Source organism: Clostridium ihumii AP5 (assembly GCF_000612845.1).
Lineage (GTDB): Bacteria > Bacillota > Clostridia > Clostridiales > Clostridiaceae > Clostridium_J > Clostridium_J ihumii.
In genome coordinates, this window is sequence record NZ_CCAT010000046.1 from 1 (window position 1) to 24143 (window position 24143).

Here is a 24143-nt window from a genome sequence, read left to right on the forward strand (position 1 = left end):
ACCAAGTAAGAGTTAAAAGTGAAAAGTTATAGTTGATATTACTCACTTCGCTTTTAATATCTAAAAATAGAAATGCTTAAAAACTACGTTTTTATATTGTTTTCAACTAATTTGCTCTGCAAATCTAATAAAAAATCATTCTTTAAAATTGGAAGTCCAATTTTCACATTAACTTTCAATTTTCAATTTTCCATTTCCAATTAAATTAATTAGAATTCTCAACTAAAACATGAATAACTTAAAGTTTAGACTTGTTTCCTTATACTAATGGTGATGCTTCTAATCCTATAGCTATTTAATTTTGCCACAATTTCATCATAATTATAAATTTAGATTTTTCTTTCCTATATAACTTGGAATATAAGAAACTTTAAGTAGTATGACTCTTCATCATCAGTCCACAAAATTGGGTGGTCTGGTGCTTGAGTTTTAAATTCAACCTGTCTTAAAAGTCTTCCTGCATCTTTAGCTGCTTCATATATAGCTTCTTTAAAAGATTTTTCATCCATAAAGTGTGAACATGATGCAGTTACTAAATATCCGCCTTGTTTAACAAGTTTTATTCCTCTAAAGTTTATTTTCTTGTATCCTTTTTTAGCATTTTTTATAGTTTCTCTAGCTTTTGTAAATGCTGGTGGATCTAGTATTACAACATCAAACTCTCTATTTTCATAATTAAATTCCTTTAAAATTTCAAATGCATCATGACATTCAAATTTTACTGTATCCTCTAGATTATTAAGCTCTGCATTTTTTCTACAGAAATCAACTGCGTGCTGTGAAATGTCTATTCCTAAAACACTTTTTGCTCCTGCAATTCCTGCATTTAATGCAAATGAACCTGTATGTGTGAATACATCTAAAACTTCTGCATCCTTACATATTTTATGTATTGCTTTTCTATTCTCTTTTTGGTCTAAGAAGAATCCTGTCTTTTGACCATTTTCTATGTCTACATTATATTTAACACCATTTTCTTCTATTGTTATCATAGTATCAAATGGCTCTGTTAAAAATCCCTTTGTAAGTTCCATGCCTTCTTTTAATCTTACGTTTGCGTCACTTCTTTCATAAACACCTCTAGCACCATACTCTTCTTTAAGTATGTCTACAATGATTCCTTTGTACTTATCAATTCCTAGTGCTAATGATTGAATAACATATATATCTTCAAATTTATCTATTACCATTCCTGGTAGAAAGTCTGCCTCTCCAAATACAAATCTACAAGAAGATGTATCTATAACTTTCTTTCTATATTCCCAAGCTGCTTTTAATTTTCTTCTAAAAAGCTCTTTATCTATCTCTTCATTTATATCTCTAGTCATAATTCTTATAGTAATTAAAGATATATCATTTATATATCCTTTTCCTATAAATTTTTCATCTGATGTATAAACTTCAACTATATCACCATTAGTGTATTCTCCATCATATCCAGCTATTTCATTTGAATAAACCCATGGGTGTCCACTAAGTGTTCTCTTACCTCTACCCTTATCTAAATAAAATTTACAAGCCATTCTAAACCCTCCTAAATGTTAAACTTCTTAATATTTATATTAAACTCTTCTAACTCAGTTTTACTTTAATTTAATACGCTTTTGTAGTATATCACACAATGATATTTTTAGAAATGCATACAACCCTTAAACTGTATTATTTATAACTTTGCCACAAAATTCTTTTGACATACACACTCACTATAATTTAAACTATAAGCTGAATATTTTTTTAAAACAAATACATATAGGGTTCCAAACCAATATTTTAATTTATATACTTAATTAGCAAGAATGAAAATGAATTATCAGCTTTTTAATATTTAAAGTAATAGTACTATTTCCTGTTTAAAATATGGTTAGTAGAAATATTATAATGGGGAATTTATTATCCAAAATGAACTTTTTATGGATAAGTATTGCATTAACTTTATTTGAATTGCAAATAAAACATTGCAGCGGGGATTTCAATCCTCAGAGATATTCACCATCATTATTAACCACTAATTAGTTTAAAATATGAAAGCAATAATAAATTATAATTATGAAATTATTATTTTATAAATATTTAATTTGAAATTTAATTTGAACCCTATAGAATTATATATATACGGAGGAATTTTATGAGTATACTTACGGTTAAAAACATGAATCACGGATTTGGTGATAGAGCTATATTTGAAGATGTTTCGTTCAGACTTTTAAAAGGTGAACACGTTGGTCTTATAGGCGCTAACGGTGAAGGAAAATCTACTTTCATGAATATAATTACAGGTAAGTTAATGCCTGATGAGGGAAAAATTGAATGGTCTAGTAGAGTAAGAGTTGGTTATATGGATCAGCATGCCCAACTTCAAAAAGGACAAAGTATAAGAGATGTATTAAGAGGTGCATTTAAATACTTATTTGATTTAGAAGCTGAAATGCTTCAAATAACTGATAAAATGGCTGATGCTACACCTGAAGAACTTGAAAAGCTTCTTGAGGATATGGGTACAATTCAAGATTTATTAGATAATAACGGATTTTATGTTATAGATGCAAAAGTTGAAGAAGTTGCAAAAGGTCTTGGACTTTTAGATGTTGGATTAGACAAGGATGTTGCTGATTTAAGTGGTGGACAAAGAACTAAAGTTCTACTTGCTAAATTACTTCTTGAAAATCCAGACATACTACTTCTTGATGAGCCTACTAACTACTTAGATGAAGTACATATAGAATGGTTAAAGCGTTATCTTCAAAACTATGAAAACGCATTTATATTAATATCTCACGATATTCCATTCTTAAACTCAGTTATCAACCTTATATATCATGTTGATAATAGAAAGTTAAATAGATATGTTGGAAGTTATGATGATTTCCAAAGAATATATGAAGCTAGAAAAAAACAACTTGAGCAAGCTTATGAAAGACAACAAGCTGAAATTGCAAAACTTGAAGATTTCGTTGCTAGAAACAAAGCCAACGTTGCTACAACTGGTATGGCTAAAGCTAGACAAAAGAAATTAGATAAAATAGAAAGAATAGAACTTGCAGAAGAAAAACCAAAACCAACATTCAACTTTAAAGAAGCTAGAGCTGCTGGAAAAATGATATTTGAAACTAAAGATTTAGTAATTGGATATGATTCTCCACTTTCTAAACCATTAAACTTATATCTTGAAAGAGGTAAAAAAGTTGCTCTTGTAGGGGCTAACGGTCTTGGAAAAACAACTCTATTAAAAAGCTTAATGGGTGAAATAAGAGCTTTAAGTGGTAATGTAGAACTTGGTGACTACCAACACATAGGTTACTTCGAGCAAGAAATAAAAGATGCAAACCACAACACTTGTATAGAAGAATTTTGGAAAGACTTCCCTAGCCACACTCAATATGAAGTGCGTGCTGCTCTTGCAAAATGTGGTCTTACAACAAAACACATTGAAAGTAAAGTAATGGTTCTATCTGGAGGAGAAGCTGCTAAAGTTAGACTTTGTAAAATACTAAACAGAGAAACTAACATCCTAATCCTTGACGAGCCTACAAACCACCTAGATGTAGACGCAAAAGATGAACTAAAAAGAGCACTAAAAGCATACAAAGGAACAATCCTAATGGTATGCCACGAACCTGAATTCTATGAAGACATAGTAACAGACATCTGGAACTGTGAAGAATGGACAACTAAAATAGTTTAACGAAGTATAAAAATTTTATAGTTAATACAATAAAAAGCCACTATTCTAGTGGCTTTTTAATATTAAATTAATGAAGTTATTTATCTGAATAAATGAAAATGAATATATAAAACTAGATATAATAATACTAAAACCTAATGCTACTATTAGTTTGCTTATTTTAAAAAATATAACGTTTTTCCAAATATCATATAGACAATTCCAAGCCCAATAGTAATCTCCAACATCTGAAAAATGAGTATCTGATATGGAATCAGTATGAGTAATAATATTAGTTTTAAAATAGTTATTATATTTTTTCATTTGTTTAAATATATGAAATGATGGTAAATCATAAAAGTCTTCTTGTGTAGTAGGAATTGATATGTTTATATTATGACTACCAACATTAAACGTAATATAAGGATTTTCTAAAATATTAGAAGTAATCTTTCCGTCTAATAATGTATGAGCATCGTATCTTTTTATGAATGGCCATCTTGTCCATTTTTCTTCTTGTAAAATATCAGAATATAATATATCAACATTTGATAATATCCTATTTGATTTATCTGATTGGAAAAGTATAACACTTGAAATAATTGCTGAACCAAAAGTAGCAAATATTGCACCTAATGAAATTGTATTGGATAAGTTAAGTTTATTTTTTTCTATACATGAATCAAATATAAAATATGTTAGTATAAGCGGTGAAATTACAATGAAAAAATATAGAATATTAGTTATCATTTTTTCTTTTAGCAACTCTTTATCAATAACCTCTTTTTCAGTACCTTTTCTTAAAATAAGTTTTCCATCCAAAATACTATCTCCTTTCAGTAAGATAACTTAATTATCGTTAGTCATTTTTTGAATTGATACCTTGCTGCTTTTTGTAACTTCTTTTATTTTATTTAAAACTTTTTTAGCAAGGTTATTTATATTTGAATTGCTAGAGTTAAATGTTTTTTCAATTAAATCAGCATCGTTATTAAAAGTAGTATTATCAGCTAAAGTAAAAGTATCATTTTCAGATAATATTAAATAATTAAATATATTCTTCATAATACCTGTTGCATTAACAGTAATTTTAATTGGACTATTCCTGGTAATACTAATTAATCCAAGGTTATCATTGCAGTTTTTTCCTTTTTCAAACATTTGGTCAGAATTAATAATTTTAATAGTATTAGTTGTTTTTTCATAGATACCGATTATAGGTCTAGAAAAATTATAAAAATTATTCATAAATGTTTTGTTAGTAGTAACTGTAGATGTATGGATATATTTTCTATATCTATTATCTATGTTACTATGCTTTTGAGAGAGTTTTTGCATAGTTTTAGTGTAAAATTCTTCATTAGGATATTGTTGAATTTTATAATATTTTTCAATTTTGTCTTTATAATCGTCAAACATATTTTCTAATACTTGGTTCATAGTATTTTGCGAAAGCATTTTTAGGTATTTAATTAGGTCTCGAGACACAAATTTTTTACGTTTTATATTATGGTTTTTAAAATTATCTAACATATAATTTAGGGATTTATATTCATCTAATAAATGTTGAATGTTAGCCAAATCTTCATTATATTCAAAAGGTATTATTTTTCCCATATAGGTTATGTTTTGTAAATCATCTAGATTATTAAGACTTAGCTGATTTCCAGTATTAAAGTATCGACTATAGCTACTACTAATCTTAAATGAGGCACTGAATATAAATATTGAATTCTCTTCTCCATTATTATTTAAGTATTCAGAAATATATTTCAGAATATTTACTTTGTTATTTCCAGTATTAAGAGTATCAAATGTATGTGTTGCTTCCCAATTAGACATATTATAGTTTTTTAAACTTTCAATCTTTACTTCCATTTTTGTTCAATCCTTTCAAATTTATACTATAATATTACAATATATTACGTGGATTTACAATTAATATAAATAGTGAAGTGTGGTATTAAAATGAACAAATAATTTAAATTAATATATAATATACATATAAGAAAGTGTTTTAGTTGATAGACAAGCCTATAATAATTATTGGATTAAAAATTCTGTAGTTAGTGAAGATTTGAAATCATTAGCAAAAATATATTCACAAAGAGAATTGTCTATAAATGATTATAATTATTTAAGGGATATTATATTGTCAAAATGAGAAACTCCATATAAGATGTTAATTGAAGGGGAAGAAAATCCTCTTCTTTTTTTGTTAATAGGTAACTTATGTTACCTAGCTATATAGAAGTATATAAGAAGGTCATCAATGTTACCTATTATTATAGAAATCTTATTTGGAGCGACAGCTACAATAGGCGAATGAGGAACGAATGAAGCCTAATATATTCAAAGTAATGTGTTTAATATAGGTGTAATAATCCAAGTTATACCATCTTATTACAAATGTTCTTTGCTATGGCAGAAAATGAAGTTGCTGAAACTTAAAAAAGGAATAAAAGAGGAAATAAAACATCTATATTACAAAATAGAATTAGATATTTCTAGTATTAAATCCATTTTATTTAATAAAAAAAGCATATTAGAGACATAAATAAAAAAATAAGTAAATTAAAAAATAAACTACAAAGCTCATTAGATATTGAATTAACAAAAGAAGAGTGGTTAGATAGAGTTGAGAGCATATCTGTAAAGAGTAAGAACTCTTTTATAATTAAGTACAATCTTGATTAATTTTTTTTAATTTCAAGCTTGTCATAAAGATACTAAGAATGAACAAATAAAATAATTTAATATAAAAATTAGCACTAATCTTTTTTCGATTAGTGCTTTTTCTTTTATATCTAATACAAGTTATTGAATTAAATACAAATTATTTTTTAATTCAATAACTTGTTCTTTATTAAGTTTTGTATTAATATAAATGACTATTTGTTTCCATGAAATCAGGTAAACTCTCAAGATATTTCGTTAATTGAATATATTCATTAGAGGTACATTTACTTAAAGATTTTCTATATAAATCTTCAGTATCCCATGAAATAATTTTAATAGGTAATTTATTCTCAATCATTTGTTTCAACATTAAAAATCGACCTATCCTTCCATTTCCATCTTGGAATGGATGTATTAGCTCAAATCTAATATGAAATTCTGATATTTCATTTAAAGTTATTTTATTTAAGTTATAATACCATTCTAAAAGCTCATCTAATTTAGACTGCACTTCAAAAGGTTGTGAAATCTTAGCATTAGTTCCAATAATCATATTAGGAATTGTTTTATAAATTCCTGCATATCCCATACTATGAGAAGTAGTGTTAAACATAAGTCTTGCATGAAGGTCTTTTAAAAATCTATCATCTATTTTCTCACCTAATGAATCAATTATTCTATCAAAACAATAACTTGAATTCACTGTTTCTTGAACATCATCTAAAGTATGTTTTCCTTCTACTACATTTTTATCTAGCAATAAAGCTAATGCCTCAGTAGTGAACGTACTTCCTTCTATCTTGTTGGAATGATATAAAAAATCATGTTTCAATACTGTATATAATGAATTTTTCAAATTCTTAGTTTTAATTAATACATCTAAAAACTGATTATAATTTTTATTCTCCATAATAAACCTCCATGTTACATTGTAACTACTTTAATATTACATATAAATAGATTTTACTCTATTAAAAATATAGTGTCAAAGTAGAAAATTTAACTTTTCACCTAATCATAAATCATAATATTTAACCTTGAATTCTATAAACACATAGTAACATACATCTGGAACTGTGAAGAATAGACAACTAAAATAATTTAATATAAAATTATCACTAATCTTTTTCTAGATTAGTGCTTTTTTACATTAGTTTTATAAATAATTAGAATACTCCATAATGAAGAAATTTAAACCGTTAATCTGTGAAGACTTTCTAAATCAATTTTCAATGAATAACTTATTTAAATTTTTCATTATAAAAAATTATATATTGCCTTTATACTTTTATAATAATTTTAACTTTCCATTTTAATTAATACATTTGATAATATATAATCAATAAAAAAGGGATTGTATGGTGAAATCTATGAAGACATAGTAATAGACATATTCAACTATTAGTAATTTATTGTTTTTGATTAACAACAATTTACTTAAATATTAAAATAATCATATAATAAAATATGTAAAATTAGTGATAAAAATGTTATTATGTATATAAATGTACATAATAAGGGGGATACTATGGAGAGAATTATTGAAACCAAAAGACCATATATGCATTTTAAAGGAAATTTATATTATATTCATGATATAGTTAAGCATACTGAAACTGAGGAAATTATGGTTTCTTATCAGGCTTTATATGAACCATACGAAATGTTTGTTAGACCATATGAAATGTTTATTAGTAAAGTTGATAAGGAAAAATATCCTAATTCAAAACAAGAATATCGATTTGAATTATATGGCCGAAGATAATTGAATAAGAATGGAGATGCAACATATGAAAAAAATAAAAGTAATACTTAATGCCATTATATTTGCATTAGTTCCAACTATTTTAGCTTATCTTGGAAAGTCATATAACATATTGAACTACCTCAAAGAAAATGAATATATTGGTAATAAAGTTAATATTAATTTTATTAAAGAAATATGTTTATTTTTAAATATAATCGCTACATTTTTAATTGTAACTTTGAAAGGAATTAAATCTAATATTAATGAAAAAAATTTAACTAAACAACGTGATAATTTGTTAAAACAGTGTAAGGAAATATTAACAAGTGCGTTGTCAAGTGAATTAGATAAGGAACATTTAGAATTAAATGTACGCATTTTTGTTAAAAGAAAAGAAACTTTAAAAGAAAAGTTTAAAAAAATTTGTAGAATAGACTATCCAGTTGAATTTATTATAAAGAATATTACTGGTTTTGCCAATGATGATGTAACTAGTAAATTAAAATTTGAAGTTGCCCCTAATCCTGTAGGATTAGTAGGCAGAACTTTTAAAGATAAATGCATATACTATGATTGTGACTTAGAAAATACTAATACTAGTATGTACAACTTAAGTCATTCACAAATAAATAAAACTAATGACTTAAAGTTTAGTTTAACATGTCCAATATTTAAAACTAAAGACGAGGTTGTTGCTATTTTAGCAATCGATAGTAGGCAGAAAATTGATATAAGTGGTAAGAATGAGAAAATAATAACAAATTCAGTGAATAACTTTTCTACTCAATTATATGAATATGTTCCTGATTTATTTAAAGAAATATAGGAGGAATACTATGAAAAAGTCTTTAATAGTGAGAGTTAAAGTAAAACTTACATGTAAACAAAAAGAAACATGTAATATATTAATGGGAAAAAGTGCCTATGTGAATAAAGAACCAAAACGGAAAATAGAGGCTTATAATATTAATGCATAAATTTATTAACACCATTTATAGAATAAGTGGTGTTAATTCATATATAATGTAGTTAAGTTAATTAATATATTTAATTGGATGTGATGAAGAATGAGTAATTTTACTTTTTTGAAAGAGAGATGGCCAATACTTGAAAATTTAGGGAAATTAGCGGAAAGAAATCTTTATATAGATTCCAACACTACATTTATTAAGTGTGGTATGTTTGGGGAGATCTTAGTTAAGTACATGGTATCAATGGAAGAGGTTGATGAAACACTAATAGCTCATGATAATAATCATAATAATAGAATTAAACTACTTAAAAAAGAAGATTTAATTCCAGAAGATATAGATAGTATTCTTCATATGTTAAGGGTAAAAAGAAATAATGCAGCTCATAATGGATATGAGGATATAGAAAAAGCAAAGATACAATTAGAATTAACATATAAATTAGCTGTTTGGTTTATGCAAACATATGGTGATTGGAGTTTTGAACCAAAGCCTTTTGAAATGCCAATAGATAATGAATATGGTGAAAACGTTAATGATATAGCAAAAGAATATGATGAAAAGCTAAAAGCTTTAGAAGCCGAGCTTGAGAAATTGAAAGCAGAAGAAAAAGACAAAAAACAATTAGAAGAACGTAAGATTCAAGGTAAGAAGGCTAGTAGACATATAGAATTAAGTGAAGCTGAAACTAGAAGAATTATAGATTCACAGTTACAATCAGCAGGATGGGAAGCTGACACTACTAATCTTAGATATTCCAAAGGTACAAGACCAACTAAAGGAAAAAATTTAGCTATATCAGAATGGCCAACATACTCTGATGAAAAAGGAAATGGATCAGTAGATTATGCTTTATTTATTGGAGAAAAGCTTGTTGGATTTATTGAAGCTAAAAAATATTCAAAAGATGTTGCAGGAACTATGGTTGAATCTAAGACTTACGCTAAAGGAGTTAAAGAAGAACATAATGATTATGTTGTTTCTGAATGGAATGGGTATAAGGTTCCATTTTTATTTACTTCTAATGGTAGAAAATACATAAGAGAAATAGAAGACAAAAGTGGTGTTCACTTCTTAGATTGTAGAAATTCTAAAAATAATGAAAAAGTACTTCAAGGATGGTATTCACCAGAAAAACTTGAATCTATGATTAATGAAGATATTATGATTTCCAATAAATCATTAGATGATATGAGTTTTGAATTTTTACAAAGTGAAAATAGTATCGGACTTAGATATTATCAAGTTGATGCAATTAAAGCAGTAGAAAAAGCCATTATTGATGGAAAAAAGTCAGCTTTAATTACTATGGCAACTGGTACAGGTAAAACAAGAACTGTATTAGGTTTGATTTATAGATTGCTTAAGACTAATAGGTATAGAAGAATCCTCTTTTTAGTTGATAGAACATCTTTAGGTGACCAAGCTATGGATACATTTAAGGAAGTTAAGATTGAAGATTTAAAAACATTGAATCAACTTTATAACATAAATGGATTAGATGAAAAACTAATAGATAAAGAAACTAAAATTCACGTAGCAACTGTACAAGCAATGGTTAAGAGAATAATGTATAACGAAGAGGAAATTAATGTGCCATCAGTTGGAGATTATGATTGTGTAATTATAGATGAAGCACACAGGGGTTACACATTAGATAAAGAAATGACTGATACTGAAGTTGAATGGAGAGATAATAGAGATTTCTTAAGTAAATACAAGAAAGTAATAGAGTATTTTGATGCATTTAAGGTTGCCTTAACAGCAACTCCTGCACTTCATACAACTATGATATTTGGTGAACCTGTTAATAATGATGGTAAAGGCTATAGTTATAGAAATGCTGTTATTGATGGATATCTTGTAGACCATGAACCTCCACATATAATAGAAACTGAACTTACAAAGGATGGGATTCACTATAATAAAGGTGATAAGGTAGCAAAGATTAATAAGTATACAGGGGAACTTATTAATGGTGCTGAACTTGAAGATGATGTTAATTTTGAAGTGGATCAGTTTAATAAAAAGGTAATTATTGAATCTCATACAAAAGTAGCATTAGAAGAAGTTTCAAAGTATATTGATCCTGAAAATGATGAAGGAAAGACATTGATATTTGCAGCTAGTGATGCTCATGCTGATATGATAGTTAGATTATTAAAAGAGATATTTAGAGATACTATAGGTGGAGTCGATGATGATTCTATTCTAAAAATAACTGGTTCAATTAAAGATCCAGACTTAGCTATCAAAAGGTTTAAAAATGAAAGATATCCTAATGTAGTTGTTACAGTAGATTTACTATCTACTGGAATAGATGTGCCTAAGATTGATAAAATAGTATTCTTAAGAAGAGTAAAATCGAGAATTCTGTACGAGCAAATGTTAGGAAGAGCAACTCGTCTTTGTGATGCGATAAATAAAAATCACTTTGAGATATTTGACTGTGTAAGACTTTATGAAGCTTTGGAAGATGTAACAAATATGAAGCCAGTTGCAGCAAGTAAAGGTGCAAGCTTTAAGGTACTAAAGGAAACACTAGAAAGAGCTGATAGTGAAGAAGAAAAAGAAGCTACAGTTAAAAAGGTTATTGCAAAGCTTCAAAGAAAGAAAAAATTAATAGATGAAAATGAAAAGTTAATATTTAAGAGCCTTTGTAAGGATAAAACACCTGAAGAATTTATCAAAGAATTAAGAGACAGCCATACAGATATTGCGGTTAATGAAATAATAAATAATAATGCACTTATTGAGTATCTTGATGAAAAGTATAGTAGTGATGAGATAATAATAATATCTGATACAGAAGATAAACTTCTATCACACACTAGAGGTTATGGAAAAGGTAAAAAACCTGAAGATTACTTGGATGAATTCAGAACTTACATTGAAGAACATAAAAATACAATTCAAGCTTTAGAAATTGTTTGTACTAGACCACAAGATTTAACTAAAGACAGTTTAAAGCAATTAAAAGTACTATTAGACAATGATGGTTTTAGTGAAGAATACCTTAAAACAGCTTGGAAAGATTTGACCCATGAAGAAATAGTTGCAGACATAATTGCATTTATTAGGCAACAAGCTTTAGGTAGTCCATTAGAATCTAATGAGGAGAGAGTTAAAAGAGCTGTTACAAGAATTAAGAAAGAATACTATTTAACTAAGCCTCAAGAAAATTGGATTAATAGAATAGAAAAGGTAATGCTAAAAGAAGTAGTACTAGATAAAGAAACACTTGATACTGGCGCATTTAAAACTCAAGGCGGTGGATTTAACAGGTTAAATGAAAAATTATTCAATGGAAACCTTGAAGAAATAATAACAAAACTAAAAACATACATGTTTGAAAATAAGGAGATTAGCTAAAGATGAATACACAAGAGATAGTAAGTAAACTTTGGAACCTTTGCAATGTACTAAGAGATGATGGAATAACCTATCATCAATATGTAACTGAGTTAACATATATCCTATTTTTAAAAATGGCAAAAGAAACTGGAGCAGAAAGTAAATTGCCAGAAGGGTATAAATGGGATGATTTAAAATCAAAAAGTGGAATTGAACTTAAAACATTCTACAAGGATTTATTAAATCATTTAGGCGAAAAATCTACAGGAATAGTACAACAAATATATCAAGGTTCAGCTACAAACATAGAAGAACCAAAGAACTTAGAAAAGATAATAACAACAATAGATGGACTAGACTGGTACTCTGCTAAAGAAGAAGGACTAGGTAACCTTTATGAAGGACTTTTAGAAAAAAATGCATCAGAAAAAAAATCAGGGGCAGGACAATACTTTACTCCAAGAGTTCTTATTGATATGATGGTTAAATTAATAGACCCTAAACCAGGTGAAAAATGTAATGACCCAGCAGCAGGAACATTTGGATTTATGATTGCAGCAGACCATTATTTAAAAGAAAAAACTGATAACTATTTTGATTTAGATACAAATTTGGCAGAGTTCCAAAGAACAGAAGCTTTTTCTGGATGTGAATTAGTTCATGAAACTCATAGATTAGCACTTATGAATGCAATGCTTCATGACATTGAAGGAAATATCATCCTGGGAGATACACTAACTAATGTAGGAAAGCAAATGAAAGACTTAGATGTAGTGCTTTCAAATCCTCCATTTGGAACTAAGAAAGGTGGAGAAAGAGCAACAAGAGATGACTTAACTTTCATGACTTCAAATAAACAATTAAATTTCCTTCAACATATCTATAGAAGTTTAAAAGCAGATGGAAAAGCAAGAGCAGCAGTAGTTCTTCCTGATAATGTTTTATTCCAAGAAGGTGATGGAACTAAAATAAGAGAAGACTTAATGGATAAATGCAACCTTCACACAATACTAAGACTTCCAACAGGTATCTTCTATGCTCAAGGAGTTAAGACAAATGTACTATTCTTTACAAGAGGAACTGAAGATAAAGGAAATACTAAAGATGTATGGTTCTATGATTTAAGAACTAATATGAAAAACTTTAATAAAGGAAATGCATTAAAAGAATCTCACTTTGATGAATTTATTAAAGCTTATATGGCAGAAGATAGAGAAAAAGTTGAAGATGAACGATGGAATAAGTTTACTAAAGAGCAAATTAGAGAGAAGAATGATAACTTAGATTTAGGACTTATAAAGGATGATTCAATTCTTGATTATGAAGATTTACCAGATCCAATAGAAAGTGCAGAAGAAGCAGTATCAAAATTGGAGGAAGCAACAGACCTACTTATGAGCGTAATTAAAGAGTTAAGAGCGTTAGAAAGTGAGGAATAATAATGGCTAAGAAGAAAATTACATTGGAAGAAAAGTTAGAAGAAGCTATTGTTAAAGATATTCCTTATGAAATACCTCAGAACTGGATATGGAGTAAGTTAGATAGTATATCAACTTTAGTTACAGGAAATACACCATCTAAAAAGAATTTAGAGTATTATGGAGAAAATGTTCCATTCATAAAACCTAATGATTTAGATCAAGGAAGAAGATTAAAATCTTCAATAGAAATGTTAAGTAGTTTAGGTGCAGAGAAAGCAAGAATTTTACCGAAGGGATCAACTGCTGTTTGTTGCATAGGCTCTATTGGTAAAACGGCATATTTAGAGGTCGAAGGAGCTACAAATCAACAAATAAATTCAATAATACCGAATAAAGTAAATAATTTATATATTTATTATTATGTCTTAAGTGAATATTTTCAGAGAGAATTAATAAGTAATTCATCAGCAACGACAATTTCAATAATAAATAAATCTAAGATGGGCGAATTAGCTATAGCAGTTCCACCTTTAAAAGAGCAACAAAGAATTGTTGATAAGATAGAAAGCCTTTTTGAAAAGTTAGATAAGTCTAAGGAATTAATAGAAGAAGCTAGAGATGATTTTGAAAAGCGAAAATCTGTAATCACATATAAAGCTTTTAGGGGAAAATTAAATGAAAGAAATGGTTGTATAAAGTTAGACAAAGGATTAGAAGGATATTACAAAGTTCCAGAAAATTGGGAGTGGTTGAAACTTAAAGATGTATGTGAAAAGATAACTGATGGAACACATAAAAGTCCTAAATCATACTCAGAAGGAAAGTATAAATATGTGACAGCTAAGAATATTAAAGAATGGGGAATAGATTTATCCAATATTACCTACTTAACTAAAGAAGATCATCAGGTGATATACAATAGATGTGATGTGCAATTTGGAGATGTACTATATATCAAAGATGGAGCAACGACGGGGATAGCAACTATAAATGAGTTGGATGAAGAATTTTCATTATTATCATCAGTAGCTATGTTAAGAGTCAATAGTAATTTAATTAATAAGTATTTAGCTTATGTATTAAACAGTAATGAAATAAAAACTAAAATTTTGGAATCAGTTAAGGGAGTAGCGATTACAAGATTAACATTAAAAAAGATAAATGAAATTATAATACCAGTTCCTCCATTAGAAGAACAAAAAGAAATAGTAGGAATTCTAGATCAACTTTTAGGTGAAGAATCTAAAATAGAAGAACTTACAAGATTAGAAGATCAAATAGAGCTAATAAAGAAATCGATCTTAGCAAAAGCATTTAGAGGACAGCTTGGAACAAATTGTGAAGATGATGAAAGTGCTTTAGAGCTGCTAAAAGAGATATTGAATAAATAATAAAGAAAAAGTCTTGGTTAAAATAAATTCTTATTTTAGAAGGCATAAATTTACATAGATAGCTATGAAATTAATTGGAATGATGATGTAAATGTTAGCGAATATGAACTATGGAATATTTAACATTTGAATTTGTACAAATAACAAATTACATTTATAAAAAAGCATTAATCTAAAAATATTAGTGCTTTTTTATAAATTTCATATTAATTTTGTAAATAAAATTTTAATTTCAAATGTTTATTACTGATGATTAATTATCATTAAAGTTTTATTATCTTTTTTTTATATAATATGCCTAATGAAATACCTCCCAAAACTAGGAAACTACAGACAATTAGAGGATAGTAGTTATGTTCAGAAGTTTTGTTTATTTCAGTAGTATTTATAGCTGATAAATTTACTGGATTAAGGTTTTCATAGTTTATGGCACCACTTGAACACAGATTTCTTTCTACAGCTGGTTTTAATGCTTCTTCTTGAAATTTTTTTTCAATTTCTAATGCTGATGTTTTTCTTGCTTTAAAAAAATCACTTGCTAAATATGGAGTAAACGCTTTACAAGTTGCAACATTTTCATCATAAGTATCTCCATCACTTAATGGAATTATTATTGGTTGTCCATTTTCTTTTAAGTATAATGCTGCATTTACCCCTTGAATTCCGACAATAACCTTTAAATCTTTAGGGTTTTTTATGCTTAGACTATCTAATAAATCTTTTATATTTTTCTCATCAGATAAAAAATGGATAGTATCTTCTGCCATTATAAAAGTTCCAGAACTAACACTTGCCCAACCATCTATTGTTTTTTCGTCACTTTGCGGATCTTTTATAAATAATATAGAATCAATAAATTGTTCTTCACTATCTCTATATACTGTTATAATAGCATTTTGTTTAGCAATAAATTCATCCAAGTCACCTTTTTCTTCATAAGTTTTATAAAAGTCAGATGATAAAATATCCGCAAATGCATATATTTTTATATTTTCTTTTGCTTTTACATCTTTAGAATCTCTATCTATTAAACCCCTACCATTTTTTTGTCTCTTGTTGTATGATTCAATAACCATATTTATATCTGGAGACATATCTGCAATAGTATTATTGAAACTACCACTTTCTTCCTTGGAAAGCAATATCTGTTCACCTGATTGATTTTGCACATCATTAGTTTCAGCAAATACTGATGTTGTTAATACTGTTATTATTAAAAGTGTTAAAGCAATTATTTTCTTCATATTTATTCTCCCTATTAATTAATTTACACTATAGCTACACCAAGTTTCACTTAAAGACTCTTCTATATGAACATGCCTTATTCTAGATTAAAATCCCCTAACAAAGCTTTGATTTCTTTCATTCTATATGAATTTGATTTCATATTTATTACAAAAGATTTATGAATTAACCTATTGGTCATTTCAGCTTTCATTACTGAATCTATAAAAATTTCACCACACCTATAAAAAGATAAATTGGTGTATAATAAGATTTATGATTAAAAAATAAGGCAGATTATTGACCTGCCTCAGTTTCTTTTCTTATTTTTTTAACTACTTCTATGTTAAGTCCTACTTTTGATGCTATAGTTTCATCATCTAAAATATCTAATAAATTTCTAGTTAGCTCTATTTTTTCTTCTTCTCTTCCTTTTTTTTCTGCTTTTTCTTCCATTTCTTTTATTATAAATGCGTTGTTAGCTACCATATTTTTAACCTCCTCTTTACTTGCTTCTAAAACTTCCCTTGCCTTTTCAGCTAGTCTATCCTCGGTTGTATTTTTTATCCAGTGTTTTATAGCTTTTAATTCTTCCTTGGTACGTTTATCAAAGAATAATGCTATTGTTTTAACTCTTTCTAAAAACTCTATTGGTGTTATTTTTTCATCTAATAAAAATATATAACTTCAATATATTCATTTATGTATATATACTATTAATTTCCAGCTTGTTTTCCTACATTATATCATATGTAAATTTTTTAATTCCATCTAATTGGTTCTATACTTACTAGATTTAATTCTTTAAGCTTAAAAATACCAATGAACAAGAGGGACATACATTTTTAGGTCTAGTTACCTTTTCTTAATTTACTACCCTTTTTAATAAGCTATTTATCTAAACAATCAAAGTCAGTCCCAGGAGCTCTGCTGAGTTTTATTTGTTTAGATTAAATGTTAATTATTAAAAAATAATTTAATAAAAAAGCACTAATCCTTTTTTAGACTAGTGCTTTTTTTCTATTTTTATAATGCTATTAAATATTATAATTCAACGTGTTAAGTTTATATTAATTTTGTAAATTTTTATACATAATGCATAATTTATAGTGTTAAAATTATATGTAATTTTTAAGATTATGTATATGAGGTGCAATATGTTTTATTTAAAAGATTTTTTTAATACACTTACTATTAAAGATGATAAAATAAAATTTTTAAAATTGCAGAAAAATATTACTAGAGCTTTTTATATTTCTATTTATATGATTGGTGCAGAATTTTTTACTTTAATATCATTTATACCTTTTAAGGATAGATTACCTACAAAATTTAAATATATATATATTTCTTTATATATTTTGTTTCTACTTTTAAGTATTCTATCTTTATTTATTTCAAAGAAGGCAAAAGACAATAGTGAGTATTTACACAATCAAAGAAGATTTCTAAATTTTTACTTTCACTCTTTTGTTTTTCTTTCTATACTTTGGTCTGTAATTATAACACTGCTTGATCAGTTGGTTTATGGTCAAATTATTGCATTTGCAATAAACTATGTTATAGCGGCTACACTGTTTATCATAAGTCCTAAGCATTTTTTTCTTATAGAGATTATACCAATATGTATTTTAATGTTTGCATTACCTACATTTCAATTGGACAATGATATTATAGTTGGTCATTATTTTAACTTAATTATTTTAATTACTTTCATAACTTTAAGTAATTACTTTTTATATACATACTTTTATGAAAAAGAATTATCTAGTGAAAAGTTGAAAGCATTATCAGAGAAAGATGAAATTACAAACTTATATAATAGAAGAAGTATGCGTCAATATTTTGATTCAAACTTTTTCAAATTAAATAATGAAATACATAGTTTTTCTATTCTCATGATAGATGTCGATTTTTTTAAAAAATATAATGATTTATATGGACATCCTTCTGGAGATGCTGTGTTATCTTTAATTGGAAATATACTAAATTTAATTGCAAGTAAGCACACTGTTTTTTGTGGTAGATATGGTGGAGAAGAATTCTCTGTAATTATAAAAAACAAATCTCATTCTGATGTTTATGAAATAGCGAGTGAAATTCAAAAACTAATGAATGATTTAAACATTGAACATAAGGCTTCTCCTATTTCTAATATTGTTACTTTAAGTATTGGTTTATATCATACTAATAAAATTGAAAAAAATACTGATATTGTAGATTACATAAAACAATCTGATATTGCATTATATAAGGCAAAGGAAATGGGTAGAAACCAAATATGTGAAATCACAAACATATAAAGTTATAATTAATTTTTATATTATAATACTACATAATGCAATATACTATAGATATAACTATTTCGTGAGGTTTTGAAATGACAACATTCTTAAAGAAAAATATAATAATTATTATTTTAATGATTTTACTTTTAGCATCATTTTTTTACAATCTTAAACTTAGAAATGATATTTATAACATTACTAATGTAGATATTGTTGGCACTTTTAGTACTGAAAATGAACATGATGCTGAATACTTTGTTTTCACTAAGGATGGTAAGTTTTATAATTATAAACAATTTAAACTTTTGCAAAAAGGAACTTATGAAATTGATGAACATATTTTAACTTTAAATTGCAACGATATACAAAAGCATGTTGTATTTGAAAATAAAAATATTTATTGCTTCAACAATGCTGAAAATAATATTTTTAAATACTCAAAAATCAATGAAACTCCTCTTTTTATAAACTTAGAAGGAGTAACTATTAATTAATTTTAAATATATAGAAAAAGCACTACTTCAAAAAAATAGTGCTTTTATTTTTAGTTATTTAGTTGGATTAATTTCAATTTGTCCATTCCATGAACCTGATGTTTTTCCTATTTTATTTATGTTAATATCTAAGTTTACAGGGTATTCTAAAGGATCAAAACCTATAAATGTTATAGTTCCTTCTGCTTTTTCTCCAAGTTCACGAACACCAATTTCTAACTTTTTGCCATCTTTAAATAATTCAAATGGCATACGTTCTTCTTTGCTTTGTAAAAAGTTTATTGTTGAGAATGTGCCAGCTTTCTTATCTAAATAATATTCAGGATTGTCTACTTGTTTTCCATCTACAATACCATCATATTTTAAGTCTAATCCTTCTGTATCATACTCAAGCGGCACAATATTTCCATATTTATCTTCTATTCTATAGTTAACAGATACTCTAGATTCTGAAACATATAATTCTGTTAAATGAACAGTAATGTCTTTATCCGTAATCTTTTTATCTATAGTTTGAAACTGACCATCTTTAGTTCCATCTACAACTGATCCATCTTCTTTAACTAACGTTTCATTGACAATAGTATCATCTAATACATGACTTGAAAATAAACTCTGCACTCCTTTTGCAGCCATTGGTAATGCCATTATCATTAGTGCCGACACTGTAACTGTAGTAAATTTCTTTAATTTATTCATATTCATAAACGCTCCTCTAATTCTGCTAATTACATTTCTATTATTTAATTTTTCTTCTAACTCATTCCATGCTTTTTCTACATCAATTGCATCTCTTTCTATATGTTCACTTTTTAATTCAACTTCCCATTTATTCATATCTAATAATTCATCAAATTGCTTTTGGCACACCTTACATTTATCTAAGTGGTCAGAAACTTTCCCCATCATTTCTTCTGAAAGTTCCCCATCAATATATGATTGTAAAATCCCTGTATCATAACACTTCATATTTTTACCTCCAGTTTTCTTTATATAAATCTCTAAACTTTTTTTGAGCCCGAACTAACATTGTACCAATATTAGCTGATTCTATTTGTAGTATTTCAGCTATTTCTTTATATTTAAGTCCTGAATATCTCAATAATAAAAGCTTCTTATCTTGCTCTTTTAACTTATCCATAACATTTCGCACATTCTCAATTTCTTCTTTTCGAATAAATGTCTCCTCAAGTGCCTGAATATCTTGTTCTTCCATAAAAGCACCTGCCTTTTCTACTCGTGCTTTATGCCTTTTTTCTGATCTTAAATAATTATATGAAACATATATAGCTGATTTATTAAGCCACCCTGTAATATTCTCAATCTCTTTCCAGTTTATCTTATATAATTGCATAAACACTTCTTGTGACAAATCCTCAGCTATAGTTTGATTTTTTACAATTTGCATAACTTGTTTAACAACATACACATAATACTCTTTAAACAACTCCTCGAATTCCATAAATGCTTCAATCATCTCCTCGTTCTACCTCTAATTTTTATCTCTTGTGCAACCTTTTTTATATTCTTTATCTAATTTGCTTTGCAAATTATTATAAAAATTCATTTTTAAACTTGTATTCCTATAATTCTCAATTAAGATATAAAAAGTATACCTTCCACTCAAACTCTCTTAGATATTTATTTTATCCTTTATCATTTTGTCTAGACATATATATAGAAACCACATTTTTGTTTTTTATAACACTTTTTTTATTTTTATTTTCATATGTTTTTATATAATCAAAGTTTTTTATTTTATATCTTTTATTTTTTAAAAATAAAAAGCACAACTCTTTCGAATTAGTGCTTTTACTTATATACTACTTTATTTCAAAATCTTCAACCCATAAATAAACACCATTCTAATGAAGAATGGTGTTTTCTATTTTTGTTTTATAGTTTTTTAAGTAATTTTGTTTTATAACTGATAATTCCTCTTATACCTAACCCTACTATTCCCATGAAGAAAAACATCCATGCAATTGGTATTAGATAGAATGGTTCTACAAGTGTGCCATCACTCAAAATTTCTGAACCTATCATATTAAATGCTACTAAGCAAATTGCTGCAATTCCAAATGGTATTAAATTTATAATATATTTTTTCATTTTTATTACCTCCATAAGTGTGATTTCCTTTGAATTAATATTACCACTTATTTTTGTGAATTTCAATATATTTTTATTGTTTTTCAATAAATTATTATCTCTTATTAATATTTATTTATTGTTTTAGTTTTATTTTTTCTAATAATTACTTTATTATTTTTGTATATCCTTAAATCTTAAAGGATATTCTAACTAAATAAATACAATTATGGAGAGTTTCTATGAATACAAATTTAATTGATGATAATATATATAAAATTCCTATTAAAGTTGATGATTATGATAGTCTATTTAATGAGTTTGATTTTAGCGATTTAAGTGAAAGAGACCTTAACGAGGATATAGATGATTTAATTGATAAGTATATTTTAAAATGTCCAAAAAAAATTAAACATTTAACTTTTGAGCTTATCATAAACTTGCCTAAAGAAGTTAAAAATCCTGAAAAAGAAATAGCTGTAGAAAAAGGCATCTACAATTACTATAAAGGTTATTTAACTTATCAAAAAAGATTAACCTTTACTGGTATTAAAAGAATTGCTTATTATATGTTTTCTGCTTTTATTTTACTTAGTGTTTGGTATCTTATTAGACAAATTAATGGTGATTCTCTTGTATTATCATTATTAAACTCTGGTGGAACTGTACTTCTATGGGAAGTTATGAGTTTAATTTTCATTGAAAGGAAAAATGCTAATGACAAAGCTAATTTAAAAAGAAAACTTATGAAAATGAAAATAACATTTAGATATAGGGTTCCAAGCTCAAATCAAAAATAATAGCTTTATCAAATGATACTAACGATATTGCAGTTTATTATGATATCATATTGAGAAGCAAGTAAAAAGTAAGAGTGAACAGTGAATAGTGCTGGTTGATATTACTAACTTCATTTTTAATATTTATAAACTATTTAAATAAATTGCTCCATAAATAGGTGTTCTTATCCGAATATAAGATTAATATCTTATATTGATTTGAAAGGTTATAAAATTATGAAATACAATAAAAATAAATTCAAAGACTTTATTGGAATATCTATAGCTGCTATTATATTATTCTTAATAATATTTATTCCTATCTACTTTTTTGGTGGAGCTCTTTTCTCATTTTTAGGTTTAAAATACTCTAGTTTTTTTGCTCTTGGTAAGTTTTTTATAATTCTTTTAGTTATATACTCCCCACTAGATTTTTTTGTTGAATGTTTTTTCAAGGTACTAACAGAACTTAATAAAAACAATGCAAAACTTTATAATGTAATAAATAATTTATTATGTATGTTTATAATGTTCCTTAGCATTGAAGTTATAGACATTTTTTTAGAAGATATTGTCTGTCCACCCTTAACTGCTCTTCTATTTTCAATAATATTTTATTTGTTTTTTTATATTGTTGGCGAAAAACTACATTCTAAAGTAGATGAGTAATTAAATTTCAATCTTGGCGGTTTTTGATATGGATATAAAATTTAAAATACCAACGTGTAATAGCAAGGTTAAAACCTCGCCTACATAAGTTGGGGCAAATCTTCTTTCCCCTTTATATCTGAGACTTTAGTCTTGGTGATTTTTGATATGGATATAAATTTAAAAATATCAACGTGTAATAGCAAGAATAAATTCTCGCCTACATAGATTGGTACAATTCTTATTTTGTTGGCACGTTCAATGGGTAGAATGAATTCCACCCTACAAAATAGATATTAATTTAACCTCTTTCCCATTTGTAGCTGAGACTTCAGTCTTGGCGGTTTTTGCTATGGATATAAAATTTAAAATAATAACATGTAACAGCAAGGTTGAAACCTCGCCTACATAGATTGGTACAATTCTTATTTTGTTGGCACGTTCAATGGGTAGAATGAATTCCACCCTACAAAATAGATATTACATTAACTTCTTTCCCATTTGTAGCTGAGACTTCAGTCTTGGCGGTTTTTAATACGGAGGCAAATTAAAATAATAACATGTAACAGCAAGGTTGAAACCTCGCCTACAGATTTGTTGGAACATTTAATTGATAGACTGAATTTCATCTACGTAACAAGCAATATTTTTTGTACAAACATTAATTTATTGATAAAAATGTTTAAATTCTAATTTTTTTCTTTAAAAATGTTTTAATCTCTATATAATAAAAAAGAACTGATTATCTCTTCAATTTAGTTAATCAGTTCTTTTTAATATTTTAATTTTTTAAATTCCAAATTCTTTAGGATACTTCATTGCTCCATTGATAGGCTGTGCATTTTCTTGTAATTTAATAGCCATGAAGTTTTCAGGTGGAATGCCATAAGGTGTTTGTATTCCTAATTGTTCAGCCTTAATATAACCAAAGCGAGAATAATAGCTTTCGCTTCCTAAAACATTAGAGTACTTATAGCCTAATTGCTTTGCAATTTTATGTCCTTCTATTATTAAAGCACTACCTACACCCTTTTTTTGATATTCTGGTGCTATAGCTAATGGTGCTAAAACAAGTACTTTATCATTTCCTACTTTGCCCTCTGTAAACATAATATGACCTGCAATTTTACCATCTATTTCTGCAACTAATGATAATTCAGGTACAAATGAATCACTCTTTCTTAACGCAATAACTAAATCTTGCTCTGTTCCATCACTATGTTCTGCAACTTCAAAAGCAGCTTTAACAACAGAATATACTTCATCAAAATCATTGCTATTTTCTTGTCTGATTAACATAAAACATACCTCCAACTTTATATTCGATTATTCTAAATTATTTAATACGCTATGTCAACAATGCCTTTAAGTATATATTTTATTGTTTCTTTTTTT

At 26.8% G+C, this 24143-nt stretch carries 22 protein-coding genes; 11 read left to right on the forward strand and 11 right to left on the reverse strand.

Annotated elements, in window-relative coordinates:
- Positions 1–344: 344 nt before the first annotated feature.
- The gene (locus tag BN346_RS09140) at positions 345–1523 is read right to left on the reverse strand and encodes a class I SAM-dependent rRNA methyltransferase (RefSeq protein ID WP_040328087.1); all 1179 of its coding nucleotides are present in this window, start codon (positions 1521–1523) and stop codon (positions 345–347) included.
- Positions 1524–2125: 602 nt separating this feature from the next.
- Here BN346_RS09140 and BN346_RS09145 point away from each other — a divergent pair.
- Positions 2126–3682 carry an ABC-F family ATP-binding cassette domain-containing protein gene (locus BN346_RS09145; protein WP_040328088.1) on the forward strand — a complete coding sequence of 519 codons (1557 nt, stop codon included), beginning with the start codon at positions 2126–2128 and terminating at the stop codon, positions 3680–3682.
- 45 nt (positions 3683–3727) lie between these two features.
- Here the strand turns inward: BN346_RS09145 and BN346_RS09150 are convergent, their stop codons facing one another.
- From BN346_RS09150 to BN346_RS09160, 3 genes are all read right to left on the reverse strand, one after another.
- Entirely contained in the window at positions 3728–4483 is a 756-nt protein-coding gene (locus BN346_RS09150; RefSeq protein ID WP_040328090.1) for a hypothetical protein, read from the reverse strand.
- A 27-nt stretch (positions 4484–4510) separates the two neighbouring features.
- Positions 4511–5539 carry a hypothetical protein gene (locus BN346_RS09155; RefSeq protein WP_040328091.1) on the reverse strand — a complete coding sequence of 343 codons (1029 nt, stop codon included), beginning with the start codon at positions 5537–5539 and terminating at the stop codon, positions 4511–4513.
- Positions 5540–6539: 1000 nt separating this feature from the next.
- Positions 6540–7250: a Fic family protein gene (locus tag BN346_RS09160; RefSeq protein WP_040328093.1), complete on the reverse strand. Its 711-nt coding sequence runs from the start codon at positions 7248–7250 to the stop codon at positions 6540–6542.
- 618 nt (positions 7251–7868) lie between these two features.
- Here BN346_RS09160 and BN346_RS09165 point away from each other — a divergent pair.
- The 6 genes from BN346_RS09165 (at position 7869) to BN346_RS09185 (ending at position 15224) form a co-directional block, all read left to right on the forward strand.
- The gene (locus BN346_RS09165) at positions 7869–8105 is read left to right on the forward strand and encodes a DUF1653 domain-containing protein (RefSeq protein WP_040328095.1); all 237 of its coding nucleotides are present in this window, start codon (positions 7869–7871) and stop codon (positions 8103–8105) included.
- Between the two features lie 25 nt (positions 8106–8130).
- Entirely contained in the window at positions 8131–8913 is a 783-nt protein-coding gene (locus BN346_RS09170; protein ID WP_040328097.1) for a hypothetical protein, read from the forward strand.
- 10 nt (positions 8914–8923) lie between these two features.
- Positions 8924–9064, forward strand: coding sequence for a hypothetical protein (locus BN346_RS21610; protein ID WP_158644471.1), 141 nt, complete (start codon positions 8924–8926; stop codon positions 9062–9064).
- Between the two features lie 90 nt (positions 9065–9154).
- A complete protein-coding gene (hsdR, locus tag BN346_RS09175) occupies positions 9155–12430 on the forward strand; it encodes a type I restriction-modification system endonuclease (protein ID WP_040328099.1) in 3276 nt (1091 codons plus the stop codon).
- Between the two features lie 2 nt (positions 12431–12432).
- On the forward strand, positions 12433–13851 hold the full coding sequence (locus tag BN346_RS09180) for a class I SAM-dependent DNA methyltransferase (RefSeq protein ID WP_040328100.1): 1419 nt from the start codon (positions 12433–12435) through the stop codon (positions 13849–13851).
- 2 nt (positions 13852–13853) lie between these two features.
- Positions 13854–15224, forward strand: a complete 1371-nt coding sequence (locus BN346_RS09185) for a restriction endonuclease subunit S (RefSeq protein ID WP_040328101.1) — start codon at positions 13854–13856, stop codon at positions 15222–15224.
- 263 nt (positions 15225–15487) lie between these two features.
- Here BN346_RS09185 and BN346_RS09190 read toward each other — a convergent pair whose 3' ends face one another.
- The 3 genes from BN346_RS09190 to BN346_RS09195 all read right to left on the reverse strand — a co-directional run bounded on the left by BN346_RS09190 (position 15488) and on the right by BN346_RS09195 (position 16937).
- Complete coding sequence (locus BN346_RS09190; RefSeq protein ID WP_040328102.1) at positions 15488–16468, reverse strand: hypothetical protein; 981 nt, start codon at positions 16466–16468, stop codon at positions 15488–15490.
- 77 nt (positions 16469–16545) lie between these two features.
- The gene (locus tag BN346_RS22060; RefSeq protein WP_278245513.1) at positions 16546–16722 is read right to left on the reverse strand and encodes an ATP-binding protein; all 177 of its coding nucleotides are present in this window, start codon (positions 16720–16722) and stop codon (positions 16546–16548) included.
- Positions 16723–16745: 23 nt separating this feature from the next.
- Positions 16746–16937 (reverse strand): hypothetical protein, encoded by a 192-nt coding sequence (locus BN346_RS09195; RefSeq protein ID WP_040328103.1) that lies wholly within the window; start codon positions 16935–16937, stop codon positions 16746–16748.
- 668 nt (positions 16938–17605) lie between these two features.
- Between BN346_RS09195 and BN346_RS20515 the strand changes: the two genes are divergently transcribed.
- Together BN346_RS20515 and BN346_RS09205 are read left to right on the forward strand one after the other, a co-directional pair.
- Positions 17606–18751: a GGDEF domain-containing protein gene (locus tag BN346_RS20515; RefSeq protein ID WP_051540236.1), complete on the forward strand. Its 1146-nt coding sequence runs from the start codon at positions 17606–17608 to the stop codon at positions 18749–18751.
- A gap of 77 nt (positions 18752–18828) precedes the next feature.
- Entirely contained in the window at positions 18829–19230 is a 402-nt protein-coding gene (locus tag BN346_RS09205) for a hypothetical protein (RefSeq protein WP_040328104.1), read from the forward strand.
- Positions 19231–19284: 54 nt separating this feature from the next.
- Here the strand turns inward: BN346_RS09205 and BN346_RS09210 are convergent, their stop codons facing one another.
- The 3 genes from BN346_RS09210 to BN346_RS09220 form a co-directional block, all read right to left on the reverse strand.
- Positions 19285–20199 carry a zf-HC2 domain-containing protein gene (locus BN346_RS09210; RefSeq protein ID WP_040328105.1) on the reverse strand — a complete coding sequence of 305 codons (915 nt, stop codon included), beginning with the start codon at positions 20197–20199 and terminating at the stop codon, positions 19285–19287.
- A 4-nt stretch (positions 20200–20203) separates the two neighbouring features.
- Positions 20204–20707, reverse strand: coding sequence for an RNA polymerase sigma factor SigX (locus BN346_RS09215; protein ID WP_040328107.1), 504 nt, complete (start codon positions 20705–20707; stop codon positions 20204–20206).
- 419 nt (positions 20708–21126) lie between these two features.
- A complete protein-coding gene (locus BN346_RS09220) occupies positions 21127–21342 on the reverse strand; it encodes a DUF3955 domain-containing protein (protein WP_040328109.1) in 216 nt (71 codons plus the stop codon).
- A 221-nt stretch (positions 21343–21563) separates the two neighbouring features.
- Here BN346_RS09220 and BN346_RS09225 point away from each other — a divergent pair, with 221 nt between their 5' ends.
- A complete protein-coding gene (locus BN346_RS09225) occupies positions 21564–22121 on the forward strand; it encodes a hypothetical protein (protein WP_040328111.1) in 558 nt (185 codons plus the stop codon).
- Between the two features lie 216 nt (positions 22122–22337).
- Positions 22338–22769 (forward strand): YrvL family regulatory protein, encoded by a 432-nt coding sequence (locus tag BN346_RS09230; RefSeq protein ID WP_040328113.1) that lies wholly within the window; start codon positions 22338–22340, stop codon positions 22767–22769.
- Positions 22770–23537: 768 nt separating this feature from the next.
- Here BN346_RS09230 and BN346_RS09235 read toward each other — a convergent pair.
- Positions 23538–24047 (reverse strand): GNAT family N-acetyltransferase, encoded by a 510-nt coding sequence (locus BN346_RS09235; RefSeq protein WP_040328114.1) that lies wholly within the window; start codon positions 24045–24047, stop codon positions 23538–23540.
- Positions 24048–24143: the final 96 nt, after the last annotated feature.